Source organism: Leclercia tamurae (assembly GCF_025566055.1).
GTDB classification, from domain to species: domain Bacteria; phylum Pseudomonadota; class Gammaproteobacteria; order Enterobacterales; family Enterobacteriaceae; genus Enterobacter; species Enterobacter tamurae.
On record NZ_JAMHKS010000071.1, the window covers coordinates 194,813 to 212,506 of the forward strand.

The window sequence follows — 17,694 nt, forward strand, 5'->3', positions numbered from 1 at the left end:
GGTACCCGATTAATTTTGCACTGTTCCCCGGTCTCAACAAGGGAAGGGAAAAGTATAAAAAGGTGAGGATTCCGACCTCGTGCTCAAAGTGTGATTTCGATCGGGACGAAAGGAAATTATCTGTTAATAATCAGTAATAAAGCGTCATAAATTGTCTGTTAATAGCGGGAAAGTGAATAGCAATGCTCGAATTATCCATAACACTTCCGATCAGGGTTCAGAATGGCGGCTATTTCATCTCCCGGGGCGTAGGGCGACATCCGGCGCGCAGGCTCGACTCCTTGGAGGTGATCTTTGTCGAAAAGGGGACATTAACGATCCAGGAGGAGGGGACCGTTTTCGAGGTGCATGCCGGGGAGAGCCTGCTGCTCTGGCCGCACCGTCGGCATAAGGGCATTGAGGATTTTCCTGCCGAGTTACGCTTTTACTGGCTGCATTTTGAGGTCGACGAGCAGAGTGCGCCTTCCGCCTGGAGCACGCTGCTGTCGGTTCAGCAGCACGGGAAAACCGGCGACCCGCAGGCGATGGTTGCGCTATTCCGCCAGTTTCTGACCGAGCAGGAGAAGCTGCAGCGCAGCCCGGCGCTGGAGTTTATCTTGCTGCTGATCCTGCAGCAGTTGTCCCACGTGGCGGGGCACGAACTGCCGCCGGATGAAGCGGGAGTGAACCTGGCGTGGAAGGCGCGGCAGCTGATCGGCACCCAGTTTCACCTGCCGATCTCCACCTCCTCGCTGGCCAAAGAGCTGCACTGCAATGCAGATTACCTGGGGCGGGTGTTTCGGCGGGTTTTCCATCTGACCCTGACCGAGGCGATCCACCGCCAGCGCGTGCGGGCGGCGGAAAAGCTGCTGCTCAACGATGCCGTCTCGCTGAAAGAGGTGGCGGTGCGGTGCGGGTTTAACGACGCGGGCTACTTCCGGCAAATCTTTCGCAAGCATACCGGGTTGACCCCCGGGGTCTGGAAACGCCGCTACTGCAAAGAGCACATCAACTCCGCCTGAGTCCTGTGGCAGATGGCCAGTTTTTACGGCAGGGCACACAAATCGGGTCTTTTACCCTGTCGGATCAAGGCGCTGGCCCCGATCACTCTGGCAACCTGACTTTTTTCAGCAAGGATGGAGCAGGCGATGAATCCCTTTATTGTTGCCGACCCGGCGAAATGTATTGGCTGTCGCACCTGCGAAGTGGCCTGCGTTGTGTCGCATCAGGACGATCAGGACTGTACGGCGGTGACGCCAGGCACCTTTAGGTCGCGCATTCGGGTGGTAAAAGGCGGCACCTTTACCACGGCGGTCACCTGTCATCAGTGTGAAGATGCGCCTTGCGCCAACGTCTGCCCGACCCGGGCCATTCAGCGTCAGGCGGGAGTGTGGCAGGTGGATCAGGCGCGCTGTATCGGTTGTAAAAGCTGTATGATCGCCTGTCCGTTTGGGGCGATGCAGGTGACGGGGAATGCTGAAAAGGTTCAGGCCCTGAAGTGTAACCGTTGTGCACATCGCGAAGCGGGACCGGCCTGCGTGGAGGCCTGTCCAACTTACGCGTTAAGCTGCGTCAATCCTGCCAGATTACGCGCCGAACGGCTGCGTTATCCGGCGTAAATCCTTACTGGCCGTTTTCACGCCAGGCAAGCTCGACCTCTTCGGCCAGGATTTTCACCCCGGCTTCGATTTTCTCCGGGTCCGGTACGTAGTTCATGCGCATGCACTGGTGGGTGTGCGGCCAGGGTTTATCCAGCCCCGGGAAGAAGTAATCCCCCGGCACCATCAACACCCCGCGCTTTTTCAGACGCTGATACAGCAATTCGGTAGTGATCGGCAGATCCTTAAACCACAGCCAGAGGAAAATCGCCCCTTCGGGTTTATGGATCAGGCAGCGATTTTCCGGTAAGTAGCGGCGAATAGTGGCAATCGTCTCGTGAACGCGCTGATAATAGAACGGCTTGATCACCTCATTCGACAGACGCAGCAGATCGTTGCGCTTAATCATCTCGCACATCATCGCCGGGCCAATCCCGCCTGGAGACAGGCTGATAATGCCGTTCATATTGGTGATGGCAGTGATGATTTTCTCATCGGCGATGATGATCCCGCAGCGACTGCCCGGCAGACCGAGCTTGGAGAGGCTCATGCACAGGACAATGTTCGGGTTCCACAGCGGGCGTGCTTCGCTGAAGATAATGCCCGGGAAGGGCACGCCGTAGGCGTTATCAATCACCAGCGGAATGCCATGCTGGTTCGCCAGCGCATCCAGCTTCATCAGCTCTTCGTCAGTGATCACGTTCCCGGTCGGGTTGGTAGGCCGCGAAACGCAGATCATCCCGGTCTCTTCGCCAATGTGCAGATGCTCAAAATCGACGTGATACTTGAACTGGCCTTCCGGCAGCAGCTCGATGTTCGGGCGCGCGGAGACAAACAGGTCTTCCTCAAGGCCGGAATCGGCATAACCGATGTACTCCGGCGTCAGCGGGAAGAGCACCTTTTTGGTGGTGCCGTCGGCGCGTCGGCCTGCGAAGAGGTTAAATAAGTAGAAAAACGCGCTCTGGCTGCCGTTTGTCAGTGCAATATTCTGTGGCTCGATCTCCCAGCCGAGGGTATCACGCAGCATCTCCGCGAGGGCGGCAAGCAGCTCGGTTTTCCCCTGCGGGCCGTCGTAATTGCACAGTGCATCAGTGGCTTTGCCATTTTCCAGCATGTCCGCGAGGAGCGTCTGAAAATAGGCGTTCATCTCGGGAATTTGTGCCGGGTTACCGCCGCCGAGCATGATGGCGCCCGGTGTGCGCAGCCCGTCGTTGAGATCCTCCATCAGGCGGGTAATGCCTGAATGGCGGGTGAATTTGTCGCCGAAAAGTGAAAAAGTCATAGCAGGTGTTCTGTCGGGCTTGTTCTAAGAGTGGCTCACCATAACGCTACAACCGCGCGGGTGCAAATCAGCGTGGAAAGACGGAATGATTGTTTTGTGTTATCAGTTTGCCATCAGGCAGCGAATTGTTCTGAATTATCCCCCTCCCGACGGGAGAGGGATACTGAACCTAACGATCAGCGATTACCCGCCCAGACCACCATCACCTTGTCGCCCTGATGCTCACGCACAAAGCCGTAGCCCTGAGGCATCGTCAGCGTGGTTTGCGTCCCTTCGCCCACCGCCGGATGGCGGGCGCGGAACTGCCCGAGTAACTGCCAGTGGGCGACGGTGGCGGCCTGCGCGCCGCTGATATCCTGCCAGTTCATGTCCGAGCGCGTCCCCTGCAGCGGATCGGAGCCCGTCGGGCCGAATGGCCGCGCGGACTCATCGCCATAAAATATCTGCACGCTGCCCGGGGCCAGTAACAGCAACTCTGCCGCACGCTGGTCACCCTCGCGAAACAGGCGGGTATCATGGGAGGAGAGGTAGCTCAGGACGTTAAAGCTTTGCAGTTTCTCTGCCATCTGCTGCCAGGTCAGGTCGATGTTTGCCAGGCAATCTACCGCTTTCGCCGCCTGCTCCTGGTAATCAAAATTGATCATCGCATCGAAGCCGTGGCGGTAGTAATCGCTCTGCATCACCCCGTGACCCCAGGATTCTCCGGTCATCCAGAAAGGCGCATCGTCGAGTTTTTTCTCCGGGTTGGCCGCTTTCCAGGCTTTTAACGCATCGCTGGCCTGATCCTTCAGCTGCTTCCAGCCCGCCAGCTCCACATGTTTGGCGGTATCAACGCGAAAACCGTCAATGCCGTATTCCCGCACCCACTGGCTCAGCCAGTGAGTGAGGTAGTCCCGGGGCGTGTAGCCATCGACGGCTTTTGCCCCGGTGTCGGGTTTATGGCGATAAAAGTTCGGCAGGCCCGACGGGGTGGTGGATTCGGTTTTCAGATCCGGCAGGAAGGCCAGCGACATGGTCAGATCGTCAAAACCGGGGTTGTCGTAATCGCCAATGTCGGTGCGCACCCACTTCTTGCCCCACCAGTTTTCCCATGCGGCTTTATCGCTGAAATTGATGTAGTCGTTAAAGCTGTGCCAGCTCTGCCCGGCACCAGGCTTCCAGTCGGTCCAGCGTTCTCCGAGGGTTTTCTTCAGCTCATTACCCTGTAAATAGAGGGCGCCGAACTGGTACGCCTGCATGTCGGCCAGCGTCGCGTAACCGGTGTGATTCATCACCACATCAAACAGGATACGGATCCCCCGACGATGGGCTTCGTCCACCAGCTGGCGTAAATCGTCTTCCGTACCCATGTTGGCATCGAGGCGGGTCCAGTCCTGGGTGTAGTAGCCGTGATAGGCGTAATGGGGGAAGTCACCCTTGGTACCGCCGCCGACCCAGCCGTGGATCTGCTCCAGCGGCGAGCTGATCCACAGGGCGTTGACGCCGAGCTGTTGCAGATAGTCCAGCTTGCTGGTGAGCCCTTTCAGGTCACCGCCGTGGAAGGTACCGATCTCCTGCATGCCATCTTTATGGCGTCCGTAGCTGTTGTCGTTGCCAGGATCGCCGTTCTCAAATCGATCGGTCAGGACAAAATAGACGGTGGCGTTTTGCCAGCTGAACGGGGCGGTTTTGTCCGTCCCGGCGCGCTCAAGTAACAGCAGGCCGTTGCTGCCCGGCGCGGGTTGCAGGGTAATTTTGCCCTGCTGCACGGTGGCGGTCTGTTTGCTGTAAAAATCACGCACTACGCTCCCTTCCGGGAAGGTGCGGCTGACGTCGAGCGTCAGGGGGTTGCCATCCCATTTCGGGCACTGGCGCACCACGCTGGTCACCGCCTTTTCGCTCTCGCTGGCGACAGTCAACATCAGGGTTGGCGTACCGGAGCGCGTATCAATCCGGGCCTGATAATCGCCGTCGCGGAACAGACGCCACTGCACCGGATCCCCTTCGCACGGCTTGAGAGACATCATCTCATTGAGTTTTATCGCGTTTGTAGGCTGCCAGCACGTCTTGTCAAGACTCACCGTCAGCGGGCGGGTACCCTTCGTCAGCTTTGCCTGTGCCGTGAACACCCCCGATCCTTCAGCAGTGAAGGCCGGAAAACCCGGGGCTGCCCAGTCGGCGCTGGCCATAGCAGGTAAGAGGAGAAGAGCGAGAGCGGAACGTTTCATACCGGTGTCCTGTCACAGCATTTTGTTCAGTTTGCCATCTATTGTAGAGGGCTAACTCATCCCCTGGCGCTATCGCGCAGGGAGGAGCAGCGAGGGTGAGTGATCTCACGCTTATTGGGCTGTTTAACTGCGATATTGAGCACATTTTGATGAAAATGATGCTTAAGCGCACGATTTCCGGATGACAGGGTTTCGGATTTAGACTATTTCTTTGAATGCTCTTCTCGTCTATTTTTGCTAGGATCTGAGATTCACTTCTCATTTTACGAAAAAAATAAGGTGTTGGAATGTTTCTATCCGACCAGGAGACTTAATGATATCGACTCCCATTCGACGATATGGGGCCGCGATACTCATGTTACTCACCATGGCAATTTCTGGTGAGGTGCTTGCGAAGACGCACACGGATACAACGAGTAAAAAGGCCCACGTCATAAAGACGACAAGTAATAAGGTTAGCAGTAAACAAGAGTATTCTCGCAATAGTGCAAAGAGTAGTTCACTTCCTGATTTGCGAAAATACCCTTCCGGGACACCAAGGAAAAAAGCGTTTCTCCGGACGGTAATGCCTTATATTACAAGTCAAAATGCCGCGATTACGGCGGATCGTAACTGGCTTATTTCCAAGCAGTACGATAGCCGTTGGTCGCCATCTGAGCGCACGCGTCTGAAAGAAATTTCAAAACGCTATAAGGTGAGCTGGAACGGAAACACGCGACGTGTGCCGTGGAACTCACTGTTAGAGCGCGTAGATATTATTCCAGGCAGCATGGTCGCCACGATGGCTGCAGCCGAAAGTGGCTGGGGTACCTCGAAGCTTGCGCGCAGTAATAACAACCTCTTCGGCATGAAATGTGCGAAAGGTCGTTGTAACAATGCACCGGGTAAAGTGAAAGGCTACTCACAGTTCGAATCGGTAAAAGATTCCGTGAACGCGTATGTTGTGAACCTGAATACGCATCCGGCATATAAATCCTTCCGTAAGTCGCGCGCGCAGTTGCGTAAAGCGGACCAGGAAGTGACGGCCAGTACCATGATCCATAAGCTGAAAGGTTACTCAACCCAGGGCCAACGCTATAACAATTATCTGTTTGCGATGTACCAGGATAACCAGCGCTTAATCGCCGCCCATATGTAATAGTAAAAAAGCCTTCCCTGCGGAAGGCTTTTTTTATTTAAACCAGCACTTCACTATAGCGATCGCGATACTCTTTCGGCGTGGTGTCATACTCTTTTTTAAATACCGAATAGAAATACTGCAGCGACGGATAACCGCACATCTGTGAGATCTCGTGAATGGAAAGCGAGGTTGAAATCAGCAGGCTGCGGGCTTTCTCCAGCTTCTCGGCGTGAATCACCGCATGGATCGTCTCGCCCACCTCTTCCTTAAACCGCTTCTCCAGATTTGAACGCGAAATCCCTACCGCATCCAGGACCTGATCCACTTTGATGCCTTTGCAGGCGTGGTTACGAATGTAGTGCATCGCCTGAATCACCGCCGGATCGTTCAGCGAGCGGTAATCGGTTGAGCGTCTTTCTACCACGCGCACCGGCGGCACCAGCAGGCGCTGCAGGGGCAGGTTTTCGTTATCCAGCAGACGGTGCAGCAGTTTGGCTGCCTGGTAGCCCATCTGCCGGGTTCCCTGCGCCACCGACGACAGCGCAACCCGTGACAGATAACGCGTAAGTTCTTCATTATCGATGCCAATCACGCACAGCTTTTCCGGCACCGGAATATGCAGATGTTCGCACACCTGGAGCACGTGTCGGGCGCGGGCATCGGTCACGGCGATAATCCCGGTCTGCGGCGGCAGGGTTTGCAGCCAGTCGGCGAGACGGTTCTGCGCGTGCTGCCAGTTCTCCGGGGCCGTTTCCAGCCCCTGATAGACAACGCCGCGATACTTCTCCTTTGCCACCAACTGACAGAAGGCATATTCACGCTCTGCCGCCCAGCCTTTGCCGCTGGAAACGGGCAGGCCATAAAAGGCGAAGCGGTGCACCCCTTTCTCCTTCAGGTGGAGAAACGCGCTCTCTACCAGGGCGTGGTTGTCGGTCGCGATATAGTGAACGGGGGGGTAGTTTTCCGGCTTGTGGTAGGAGCCGCCGACGCCGACGATGGGCACGTCGACATCGACCAGCAACTGCTGGATAACGGCATCGTCAAAATCCGCGATGACGCCGTCGCCCAGCCACTCTTTAATATTATCGGTACGCGTACGGAAATCTTCTTCGATGAAGATATCCCACTCGGACTGCGACGCCTGCAAGTATTCACCCACACCCTCTACAACCTGACGGTCATAGGCTTTATTGGCATTGAATAACAACGTAATGCGGTGACGCTTCTCAAACATGGCGTTATTTTTCCAGAATCAGTGACAGACGATAAAGCATCCTCAGGCGCGCCGTTTGGTCGCGGAATCCATCCATACCGCCAGCAACAGAATCGCGCCCTTAACGATATACTGCCAGAATGTCGGGACGTCCATCATACTCATTCCGTTATCCAGCGACGCCATAATAAAGGCACCCATTACCGCCCCGGCCACGCTGCCGATCCCTCCTGCCAGACTGGTGCCGCCAATCACACAGGCGGCGATAGCATCGAGTTCGGCAATGTTCCCCGCCGACGGCGAGCCTGCCCCCAGGCGCGAGCTTAAGATTAGCCCGGCGACGGCAACCATCAGGCCATTAATGGCAAAGACCGCAAGCTTGGTGCGCTCAACGTTGATACCGGACAGACGGGCGGCTTCGAGGTTGCCGCCAATGGCATAAATGCGGCGGCCAAAGGCGGTACGGGTGGCCATAAACATCCCGGCCAGCAGCAGCAGAACCAGCAGCAGGACTGGTGTCGGCACGCCGCGATAGTCGTTCAGCAGCCAGATCGCCCCGAGGACAATCACCGCCGTCAGCGCCTGGCGTCCGACAACCGACGTGGACGGTGCCGTGGCTAATCCTAAGGTCTGACGACGCATTCTGCTCCGCCACTGCCAGGCAATAAATGCCATCAGGCCAATCGCGCCGAGGCTAAAACCGACGCCGCTGGAGAGATAGCTCTGCCCAATCTGCGACATGGAGGCGCTGGTGGGGGAGACGGTGGTGCCGTTGGTCACGCCGATCAGGATGCCGCGGAAGGCCAGCATCCCCGCCAGGGTGACGATAAACGACGGCACTTTGCGGTAGGCCACCCACCAGCCGTTCCAGGTCCCGAGGAGTAAACCCAGCACCAGCGTCACCACGATAGTCAGCGGCAGCGGCCAGCCCAGCCAGACATCGAAAATGGCTGCCATGCCGCCGAGGAGCCCCATCATCGAGCCCACTGAGAGGTCGATCTCCGCCGAGATAATGACGAACACCATCCCCACCGCCAGAATGCCGGTAATGGCAGTCTGACGCAGCAGGTTAGAGACGTTACGGGCGCTGAGGTACGAGCCGTCAGTGGTCCAGGTGAAGAACAGCATGATCGCCACAATGGCGGCAATCATGACAAAAACCTGCAAATTAAGCGCTTTTAACCCTGAAAACAGACCCGGTGCGGGCGCCGTGGCTTTTAACTCAGATGGATTGCTTTTCGACATGGCGTTCGCTCCTTAATGCGGCTTCCATCACCTGTTCCTGCGTCAGGTTCTGGTTAATCAGATTGGCTTTCAGTTTTCCTTCGTGCATCACCAGTACCCGGTCGCTCAGACCCAGCACTTCAGGCAGTTCCGACGAGATCACAATCACGGCGATACCCTGCTGGACCAGCTGGTTGATCAGCTTGTAGATTTCGTATTTCGCACCGATATCGATCCCGCGCGTCGGTTCATCGAGGATCAGAATTCGCGGGTTGAGCAACAGGCAGCGGGCAAGGATCGCCTTCTGCTGGTTACCGCCGCTGAGACGACCAATGGCGAGGTCCGGGGAGGACGTTTTGACCTTCAGGCGCTGCAGGGACTGCAAAATACAGTGCTGCTCGGCGGCGTCGTCGAGGCTGCTCAGCTTGCCGCTGAACTGATCTAAGGCGGCGAGAGTGATGTTTTTACCCACTGCCATCACCGGCACGATGCCATCTTTTTTCCGATCTTCCGGCACCATCGCGATGCCGTGGGCAATGGCCTGCTGACAGTTTTTGATGTCGACCGGCTGCCCGTCGATAAATACGCTGCCTTCCCAACGCCCGGGCCAGACGCCGAACAGACACTGCACGGCCTCGGTACGCCCGGCGCCGACCAGCCCGGCTACGCCAAGGATCTCCCCGCGATGCAGAGAGAAGGAGACGTCGTTCACCCGTTTGATATGGCGATTGACCGGATGCCAGGCGGTGAGATGTTCCACGCGCAGGATCTCTTCCCCGAGGGTATGCGGCTCATTCGGATAGAGGGCGGTCAGCTCGCGGCCCACCATCATGGTAATGATGTCGTCCTCGCTCATTCCCTGCGCGTCGCGGGTGCCGATATGTTGCCCGTCGCGAATGACGCAGACCGTGTCCGAGATGGCTTTCACTTCGTTGAGCTTGTGGGAGATATAAATGCAGGCAATCCCGTGGTGTTGCAGGTCACGAATGATGTCCAGCAATACCGCGGTTTCCTGTTCCGTCAGCGAGGCGGTCGGTTCATCGAGGATCAGTAACCGCACCTGTTTATTGAGCGCTTTAGCGATCTCCACCAGCTGCTGTTGCCCCAGACCGAGATCGCCTACCCGGGTGTCGGGAGAGATCGAAAGGCTGACCTGCGCCAGCAGCTTTTCGCAGCGCAGGGTCATGGTGTCGTAATCCAGCACCCCGTGACGGCTGATCTCGGCCCCGAGGAAGATGTTCTCCAGCACCGTGAGGTGCTTCACCAGCGCCAGCTCCTGGTGAATGATGGCGATCCCTTTGCGCTCGGTGTCGCGGATGTGCGTGGCCTGCAGGGCTTCGCCGGCAAAGACGATTTCACCGTCATAGCTGCCATGAGGATAAATGCCGCACAGCACCTTCATCAGCGTCGATTTGCCCGAGCCATTTTCACCGCACAGCGAAACGATCTCGCCGGGATTTAAGCGCAGGCTGACGTTGTCCACGGCCTTCACCGCGCCAAACGCCTTAGTGATACTTTTCATTTCAAGAAGATAAGACATAACTGCCCCACATGACCCGAAGGAAAACAGTACAAGTCGATGCGCCCCTGCCAGGCAGGGGCGATGATGGATTACAGTTCGCTCTTTTTATGGAAACCGTCTTTCACAACGGTGGCGTCAATGTTCTCTTTATTGACTTCGATAGGGGTCAGCAGTCGGGACGGCACATCTTTCAGGCCATTGTTTAAGCTGGCATCCGCTTTAGGCTGCTGGTCATTGCCCAGCTCAACGGCAATTTCTGCGGCGGTGGTGGCCAGTTCGGTGATCGGTTTATAGACCGTCATGGTCTGGGTACCGGCTACGATACGTTTCACCCCGGCAAGGTCCGCATCCTGCCCGGAGATCGCCACTTTTCCTGCCAGCCCCTGAGCGCTGAGTGCCTGGATCGCGCCGCCTGCGGTAGCATCGTTGGAGGCCACCACGGCGTCAATTTTGTTGTTATTGGCGGTTAAGGCGTTTTCCATGATTTTCAGCGCGTTTTCTGGTAGCCAGCCATCCGCCCACTGATCGCCCACCACTTTGATTTTGCCCTGGTCGATATATGGCTTCAGCACCTTCATCTGCCCGGCGCGGAACAATTTAGCGTTGTTGTCTACCGGCGAGCCGCCCATCAGGAAATAATTGCCCTGCGGCACTTTCGCCACCAGGCTTTGCGCCTGTAATTCACCGACTTTTTCATTATCGAAAGAAATATAATAATCGATGTCGGCGTTATTAATCATGCGGTCATAGGCCAGCACTTTAATCCCTTCGCGTTTGGCCTCTTTTACCACATTACTTAAAACCTGACCGTTATACGGAATAATAACCAGCACATCGACGCCGCGGTTGATCATATTTTCGATTTGCGACATTTGGGTTTCTTCATTGCCATTGGCAGACTGGACAAAAACTTTTGCACCTAATGCTTCTGCCTTATTGACAAAAATATCGCGATCTTTTTGCCAGCGCTCCAGACGGAGGTCATCAATCGCCATGCCGATTTTGACTTCTTTTGCATGACTCGCCGTACTCGCCAGCAGCAGCGATGCACAGAGAGTGAGGCACAGGTTCTTTATCTTCATAATTTTTTTTGCCTTTTGTAGGGTGAGGTTGCTGAGATAAAAGAAACAATCATTGCAAGAGACGTAGCAAATTCTTAACGGGGAACGGCAGACTGGCAATTACAGATTTTTATCTTCTCGTTATGATATTTGGTTTATTTCCGAATTTATGACCGCGATCTGATTTTAAATTACATAACTTATTAATTACACATGAATCTGGAATTTACGCTGTGAAATTCGTTCGGCTGCAAATTGATTTTGCGAGCCAGCGCACGTTTGTGCATTCTCTCAATAGCAGTGTGAAATAACGTAATTGAGCAACCCGCGATCACTATTCAGTATTACTCCAGTATCTTCTTTTCGCCGCACCCCTGATTATGGAGTTCAATATGCAAGCTTATTTCGATCAACTCGATCGCGTTCGTTATGAAGGCCCGAAATCCTCTAATCCTTTAGCGTTTCGTCATTACAACCCGGACGAGCTGGTGTTGGGTAAGCGCATGGAAGATCACCTGCGTTTTGCCGCCTGCTACTGGCACACCTTCTGCTGGAATGGGGCCGATATGTTTGGCGTGGGCTCGTTCGATCGCCCATGGCAGCAGCCGGGCGAAGCGCTGGCGCTGGCGAAACGCAAAGCGGACGTTGCTTTTGAGTTCTTCCACAAGCTGAACGTGCCGTACTACTGCTTCCACGATGTGGACGTCTCCCCGGAAGGCGCTTCGCTGAAAGAGTACCTGAATAACTTCGCGCAGATGGTCGACGTGCTGGCCGAAAAACAGCAGCAGAGCGGCGTGAAGCTGCTGTGGGGCACCGCCAACTGCTTTACCCACCCGCGCTATGGCGCAGGGGCTGCCACTAACCCGGATCCGGAAGTATTCAGCTGGGCGGCCACCCAGGTGGTGACGGCGATGAACGCGACCCATCAGCTGGGCGGTGAAAACTACGTTCTGTGGGGCGGACGTGAAGGCTACGAAACGCTGCTCAACACCGATTTACGCCAGGAGCGCGAACAGATTGGCCGCTTCATGCAGATGGTGGTGGAGCATAAACACAAAATCGGCTTCCAGGGTACGCTGCTGATTGAACCAAAACCGCAGGAGCCGACCAAGCACCAGTACGATTACGACGTGGCGACGGTGTACGGCTTCCTCAAGCAGTTCGGGCTGGAAAAAGAGATCAAAGTCAATATCGAAGCCAACCACGCCACTTTGGCTGGCCACTCGTTCCACCACGAGATTGCTTCCGCTATCGCGTTGGGCATTTTCGGCTCCGTGGATGCCAACCGCGGTGACCCGCAGCTGGGCTGGGACACCGATCAGTTCCCGGTCAGCGTGGAAGAGAACGCGCTGGTGATGTACGAAATCATCAAAGCGGGTGGGTTTACCACCGGCGGCCTGAACTTTGACGCCAAAGTGCGCCGTCAGAGTACCGATAAATACGATCTCTTCTATGGTCATATTGGGGCAATGGACACCATGGCGCTGTCGCTGAAAGTGGCTGCCCGCATGATTGAAGACGGTGAGCTGGATAAGCGCGTGGCGAAACGCTATGGCGGCTGGAACAGTGAGCTGGGTCAGCAAATTTTGAAAGGTCAGTTATCCCTGACCGAGCTGGCGAAGTACGCTGAACAGCATAACCTGGCGCCGCAGCACCAGAGTGGTCATCAGGAGCTGCTGGAAAACCTGGTGAATCATTACCTCTTCGACAAGTAATGAGGATCGCCGGGCGGCGCTACGCTTGCCCGGCCTACATTTTTTAAGGAACCCACGATATGTATATCGGGATCGATCTTGGCACATCGGGTGTGAAAGCCATTCTGTTGAATGAACAGGGCGACGTGCTGGCAACGCAAACAGAAAAACTGCACGTTTCACGGCCACACCCGCTCTGGTCTGAACAGGATCCCGAAGCATGGTGGCTGGCAACGGATCGCGCTCTGAAGGCGCTTGGCGAGCAGCACTCGCTGCGGGACGTTAAAGCCCTCGGGATTGCCGGACAGATGCACGGCGCCACGCTGCTGGACAAGGACAACCGCGTGTTGCGCCCGGCCATTTTATGGAACGACGGCCGCTGCGGTGAAGAGTGCGCCCTGCTGGAAGAACGCGTGCCGACATCGCGGGAGATCACCGGCAACCTGATGATGCCGGGCTTTACCGCACCAAAACTGCTGTGGGTTCAGCGTCATGAACCCGAAATTTTTAGCCAGGTGGCGAAGGTATTGCTGCCAAAAGATTATCTGCGTCTGCGTATGACCGGCGAGTACGCCAGTGATATGTCGGATGCGGCAGGCACCATGTGGCTCGACGTTGCTAAACGCGACTGGAGCGAGACGATGCTCGACGCCTGCCATCTTACCCGCGACCATATGCCCGCCCTGTTTGAAGGCTGTGAGCAGACCGGCACCCTGCTGCCGTCGGTCGCACAACAGTGGAATATGCCAGCCGTTCCGGTCGTGGCGGGAGGCGGGGATAACGCCGCGGGTGCGGTCGGCGTAGGGATGGCCGATGCCGGACAGGCGATGCTGTCGCTGGGCACCTCCGGCGTCTACTTTGCCGTGAGCGACGGCTATCGCAGCAATCCTGACAGCGCGGTGCACAGCTTCTGCCATGCGTTACCCGGCAAATGGCATCTAATGTCGGTGATGCTCAGCGCGGCATCCTGCCTCGACTGGGCGGCAAAACTGACCGGATTAGACAGCGTTCCGGCCCTGCTCGATGCCGCACAGCAGGCCGATGAAAACGCAGGCACGATCTGGTTCCTGCCGTATCTCTCCGGGGAGCGCACGCCGCATAACAATCCGCAGGCGAAAGGGGTGTTTTTTGGCTTAACCCATCAGCACGGCCCGGCTGAACTGGCGCGCGCGGTGCTGGAAGGGGTGGGCTATGCCCTGGCCGATGGCATGGATGTGGTACATGAGTGTGGGCTTAAACCGACCAGCATTACGCTGATCGGCGGTGGGGCACGCAGCCCGTACTGGCGTCAGATGCTGGCGGATATCAGCGGTCAGCAGTTGGATTACCGTACCGGTGGTGACGTCGGACCTGCGCTCGGCGCGGCGCGGCTGGCGCAGATCGCGATGAATCCGGATAAACCTTTGTCGGCACTGCTACCACAGCTGGCGCTGGAACAGCAGCACATCCCTGATACCGCGCATCATGCCCGCTATGCCGGGCAACGCGAAGTGTTCCGCAAGATCTATCAGCAGCTTCTGCCGTTGATGTCGTGAATCGTTGCCGGGTGGCGGCTTCGCCTTACCCGGCCTACAAAATATCCATGTCAAATATATGATTCTTAATAATTATTTATTTGTATGGTTTTTTTCTGAATTTATACCTCTCCACGTCCTTCCCTGAAGTGGATTGCCACTCTTCATCCATAATGCCTCGTTCAATTTTATTGGTGAGGTTTACGTAAAAATGGAAAGAGACGTGAAAAATAGCTCCCCTGCTTTTAACGCCGTATCCTGGCTTGCTCTTCTTGGAGGGATCGTCAGTTATCTGTTCGGTTTATGGAACGCGGATATGCAGCTTAATGAGAAAGGGTATTACTTTGCGGTCATCATCCTTGGCTTGTTTTCCGCTGCCTCTTATCAGAAGACCGTTCGTGACAGATATGAAGGGATCCCGACGACGTCGCTCTACTATATGACGTGCCTGACAGCATTTATTATCGCCGTTGCGCTGTTAGTGGTGGGCTTATGGAATGCCAGCCTGTTACTGAGCGAGAAGGGCTTTTACGGTCTAGCCTTCTTCTTGAGTTTGTTTGGTGCGGTGGCGGTGCAGAAAAATGTGCGAGACAGTGCGGTGCAGACTTCTTCTGACACGATCGCAGAACAGAAAGAGATCGTCTGAAACTGCGCCGGGTGGCGTTTCGTTTGCACAGCCTTGTAGGCCCGTGCAAGCGAAGCGTCGCCGGGCAAGCAAGCCGCGCTTAACTGACAAACCTGCGCGTATCAATCCGCTGCAGCAGCATCGATAGCAGCAAACTGACCACCAGCGTGGCCGTAAAGATCCAGACGATATCCAGCAGCGGCCAGCTCTTTAACTCCACCCCACGCGTGCGCAGAGCGTGGATCACCAGCGCGTGAAAACCATATATCCCCAGCGAGTTACGCGAAATTAACCCCAGCAGCGGCAGGGGGCGTGCATTCAGCGTGTTTTTCACCAGGGTAAATAATGACATCGCGCAGATAAAGACCATCGGGCCGCAGTAGAGATACCAGGTATCGGCGAAGGTGCCGCGCCACTGCAGCTCATGCAGCGTCCCACGGGAAATAATCGCGACCGCAGCAATAAACAGCGCAGCGCAAATACCATTCAACCAGCGTTTGCGGGTATCCATCATCCCAAGGGCACGACCGAGCATGCCGTACAGCACGTAATAGAAGGTGTCGCCGTTGATATACAGGTTGATCGGCAGCCATTCAAAGCCGTCAATTTTCTGCGAAACCGTGTTGGGGTTGGCCACGATACCGATCACGATCATCAGCGCCAGCAGCATTTTGCCGTTCGCGCTTTTCACCTGCAGCAGCGGAGAGAGCAGGTAAATGACGATAATGGCGAAGAAAAACCACAGGTGATAGAACACCGGCTTTTGCAGCAGGTATTTCAGGGACAGCTCGCTGTTAATCGAGGTGAACAGCACGATATAAAGAAACGCCACGGTGCTGTAAAACAGCAGACACAGACCGATGCGTAAAAAGTGGCGCGGCTGCGCGCTACGCTCGCCAAAAAAGAGATAGCCGGAGATCATGAAAAACAGCGGCACGCTCACGCGCGAGGCAGAGTTGAGAACGTTGGCGATATCCCAGGTAACGAGGCTGACGCTTGCGGCATTGGTGATATACCAGGTCGTGGTATGGATCATCACCACCATCAAACAGGCAATTCCCCGCAGATTATCAATCCAGTTAATTTTTTCCTGCATCCATCCCTCTGTTTATGCGTTAAAAAGAGTCTGACTGTGGTATTGCTAAAGACTCTCGCTGGAAAATTCTGAGTTTACATCGCCCTGCTTGTGCCGGGCCGGTGAGGTTCGCAGAATGCCGGGCGATAATCTATAAAGTTTAGAGTTTAAAAATAACAGCCACAGCAAAGGGCGGTAATAAAAATGATGATACGCGCGATGTGGATCCTGCTTCCCACGTTACTGGCCGGCTGCGCGGCTCAGGAGACGTCCCCGGCGCAAAATGCGCAAACGAAGAAAGTCAGCCCGGTGCGTTCGCTGGACATGGAACAGCTGTGTAAGAATCGGGCGGCCGAGCGCTACAATACCGGTGCGCAAAAAATCGACGTCACTGCATTCGAACAGTTCCAGGGTAGCTATGAATTGCAGGGTTTCACTGCCCGCAACGAGAGTTTCATCTGTTCTTTTGACGCAGAGGGCCATTTTTTACATCTTTCGATGCGCTAAGGCCGCTGCACAGTGAGCTGGCTGCGCCTGGAGGATGTTATCAGCACTGCTTATTTCTCAATTTTCCCTAAACAACCCCGTTTCGTACTGTATATCTTCCATCCGACGGGTATACTGATCCCTTCCATTCAAAACCACACGTATCCAGCACGAAATACTATGCAAAAGTTCGATACTAAGACCTTCCAGGGCCTGATCCTGACCTTACAGGATTACTGGGCTCGCCAGGGCTGCACCATTGTTCAACCTTTGGACATGGAAGTCGGCGCCGGCACTTCACACCCGATGACCAGCCTGCGCGCGCTGGGGCCGGAGCCGATGGCGACCGCCTATGTGCAGCCATCCCGTCGTCCGACCGATGGTCGCTACGGTGAAAACCCGAACCGCTTACAGCACTACTATCAGTTCCAGGTGGTCATTAAGCCGTCCCCGGACAATATTCAGGAGCTGTACCTCGGGTCGCTGAAAGAGCTGGGTATGGATCCGACCATCCACGACATCCGTTTCGTGGAAGATAACTGGGAAAACCCAACGCTGGGTGCCTGGGGCCTGGGCTGGGAAGTGTGGCTGAACGGCATGGAAGTGACGCAGTTCACCTACTTCCAGCAGGTTGGCGGTCTGGAATGTAAACCGATCACCGGTGAAATCACCTACGGTCTGGAACGTCTGGCCATGTACATTCAGGGCGTAGACAGCGTTTACGACCTGGTCTGGAGCGACGGCCCGCTGGGTAAAACCACCTACGGCGACGTGTTCCATCAGAACGAAGTGGAGCAATCCACCTATAACTTCGAATACGCGGACGTGGACTTCCTGTTCACCTGCTTCGAGCAGTATGAGAAAGAAGCCCAGCAGCTGCTGGCGCTGGAGACTCCGCTGCCGCTGCCAGCCTACGAGCGTATTCTGAAGGCCGCCCACAGCTTCAACCTGCTCGACGCCCGTAAAGCGATCTCCGTAACTGAACGTCAGCGCTACATTCTGCGTATTCGTACCCTGACCAAAGCCGTTGCAGAAGCTTACTATGCGTCCCGTGAAGCCCTTGGCTTCCCGATGTGCAACCGAAACAAATAAGA

At 55.7% G+C, this 17,694-nt stretch carries 15 protein-coding genes; 8 read left to right on the plus strand and 7 right to left on the minus strand.

Annotation, left to right across the window (positions count from 1 at the left end; translation table 11 throughout):
• The first annotated feature begins 182 nt into the window (after nucleotides 1–182).
• Nucleotides 183–1,001 (plus strand): AraC family transcriptional regulator, encoded by an 819-nt coding sequence (locus tag M8318_RS09905; protein ID WP_262662318.1) that lies wholly within the window; start codon nucleotides 183–185, stop codon nucleotides 999–1,001.
• Between the two features lie 126 nt (nucleotides 1,002–1,127).
• The gene (locus M8318_RS09910; protein ID WP_262662320.1) at nucleotides 1,128–1,598 is read left to right on the plus strand and encodes a 4Fe-4S binding protein; all 471 of its coding nucleotides are present in this window, start codon (nucleotides 1,128–1,130) and stop codon (nucleotides 1,596–1,598) included.
• Between the two features lie 4 nt (nucleotides 1,599–1,602).
• On the opposite strand, the gene avtA is transcribed toward M8318_RS09910, so the two are convergent.
• Together avtA and M8318_RS09920 are read right to left on the minus strand one after the other, a co-directional pair.
• On the minus strand, nucleotides 1,603–2,859 hold the full coding sequence (gene avtA, locus M8318_RS09915) for a valine--pyruvate transaminase (protein WP_262662322.1): 1,257 nt from the start codon (nucleotides 2,857–2,859) through the stop codon (nucleotides 1,603–1,605).
• A gap of 176 nt (nucleotides 2,860–3,035) precedes the next feature.
• Nucleotides 3,036–5,066 carry an alpha-amylase gene (locus M8318_RS09920; RefSeq protein WP_262662324.1) on the minus strand — a complete coding sequence of 677 codons (2,031 nt, stop codon included), beginning with the start codon at nucleotides 5,064–5,066 and terminating at the stop codon, nucleotides 3,036–3,038.
• A 313-nt stretch (nucleotides 5,067–5,379) separates the two neighbouring features.
• Here M8318_RS09920 and M8318_RS09925 point away from each other — a divergent pair, with 313 nt between their 5' ends.
• On the plus strand, nucleotides 5,380–6,204 hold the full coding sequence (locus M8318_RS09925; RefSeq protein ID WP_106995488.1) for a protein bax: 825 nt from the start codon (nucleotides 5,380–5,382) through the stop codon (nucleotides 6,202–6,204).
• Nucleotides 6,205–6,241: 37 nt separating this feature from the next.
• Here M8318_RS09925 and xylR read toward each other — a convergent pair whose 3' ends face one another.
• The 4 genes from xylR to xylF form a co-directional block, all read right to left on the minus strand.
• Entirely contained in the window at nucleotides 6,242–7,420 is a 1,179-nt protein-coding gene (gene xylR / locus M8318_RS09930) for a D-xylose utilization transcriptional activator XylR (RefSeq protein ID WP_262662326.1), read from the minus strand.
• Nucleotides 7,421–7,462: 42 nt separating this feature from the next.
• A complete protein-coding gene (xylH, locus tag M8318_RS09935; protein WP_262662327.1) occupies nucleotides 7,463–8,644 on the minus strand; it encodes a xylose ABC transporter permease XylH in 1,182 nt (393 codons plus the stop codon).
• Nucleotides 8,622–10,163 carry a xylose ABC transporter ATP-binding protein gene (locus tag M8318_RS09940; protein WP_262662328.1) on the minus strand — a complete coding sequence of 514 codons (1,542 nt, stop codon included), beginning with the start codon at nucleotides 10,161–10,163 and terminating at the stop codon, nucleotides 8,622–8,624. The genes xylH and M8318_RS09940 overlap by 23 nt, the downstream gene beginning before the upstream one ends.
• A gap of 71 nt (nucleotides 10,164–10,234) precedes the next feature.
• Nucleotides 10,235–11,227, minus strand: a complete 993-nt coding sequence (gene xylF, locus M8318_RS09945; RefSeq protein ID WP_262662329.1) for a D-xylose ABC transporter substrate-binding protein — start codon at nucleotides 11,225–11,227, stop codon at nucleotides 10,235–10,237.
• 371 nt (nucleotides 11,228–11,598) lie between these two features.
• Between xylF and xylA the strand changes: the two genes are divergently transcribed.
• From xylA to yiaA, 3 genes are all read left to right on the plus strand, one after another.
• On the plus strand, nucleotides 11,599–12,921 hold the full coding sequence (gene xylA / locus M8318_RS09950) for a xylose isomerase (protein WP_262662330.1): 1,323 nt from the start codon (nucleotides 11,599–11,601) through the stop codon (nucleotides 12,919–12,921).
• A gap of 59 nt (nucleotides 12,922–12,980) precedes the next feature.
• Nucleotides 12,981–14,435 carry a xylulokinase gene (gene xylB / locus M8318_RS09955; protein WP_262662331.1) on the plus strand — a complete coding sequence of 485 codons (1,455 nt, stop codon included), beginning with the start codon at nucleotides 12,981–12,983 and terminating at the stop codon, nucleotides 14,433–14,435.
• 202 nt (nucleotides 14,436–14,637) lie between these two features.
• A complete protein-coding gene (yiaA, locus tag M8318_RS09960; protein WP_262662333.1) occupies nucleotides 14,638–15,060 on the plus strand; it encodes an inner membrane protein YiaA in 423 nt (140 codons plus the stop codon).
• Between the two features lie 79 nt (nucleotides 15,061–15,139).
• On the opposite strand, the gene M8318_RS09965 is transcribed toward yiaA, so the two are convergent.
• Nucleotides 15,140–16,135, minus strand: coding sequence for an acyltransferase (locus M8318_RS09965; protein WP_262662335.1), 996 nt, complete (start codon nucleotides 16,133–16,135; stop codon nucleotides 15,140–15,142).
• 198 nt (nucleotides 16,136–16,333) lie between these two features.
• Here M8318_RS09965 and M8318_RS09970 point away from each other — a divergent pair, with 198 nt between their 5' ends.
• Entirely contained in the window at nucleotides 16,334–16,621 is a 288-nt protein-coding gene (locus tag M8318_RS09970; RefSeq protein WP_408612233.1) for a YsaB family lipoprotein, read from the plus strand.
• Nucleotides 16,622–16,780: 159 nt separating this feature from the next.
• Nucleotides 16,781–17,692 (plus strand): glycine--tRNA ligase subunit alpha, encoded by a 912-nt coding sequence (glyQ, locus tag M8318_RS09975; protein WP_003860141.1) that lies wholly within the window; start codon nucleotides 16,781–16,783, stop codon nucleotides 17,690–17,692.
• Nucleotides 17,693–17,694: the final 2 nt, after the last annotated feature.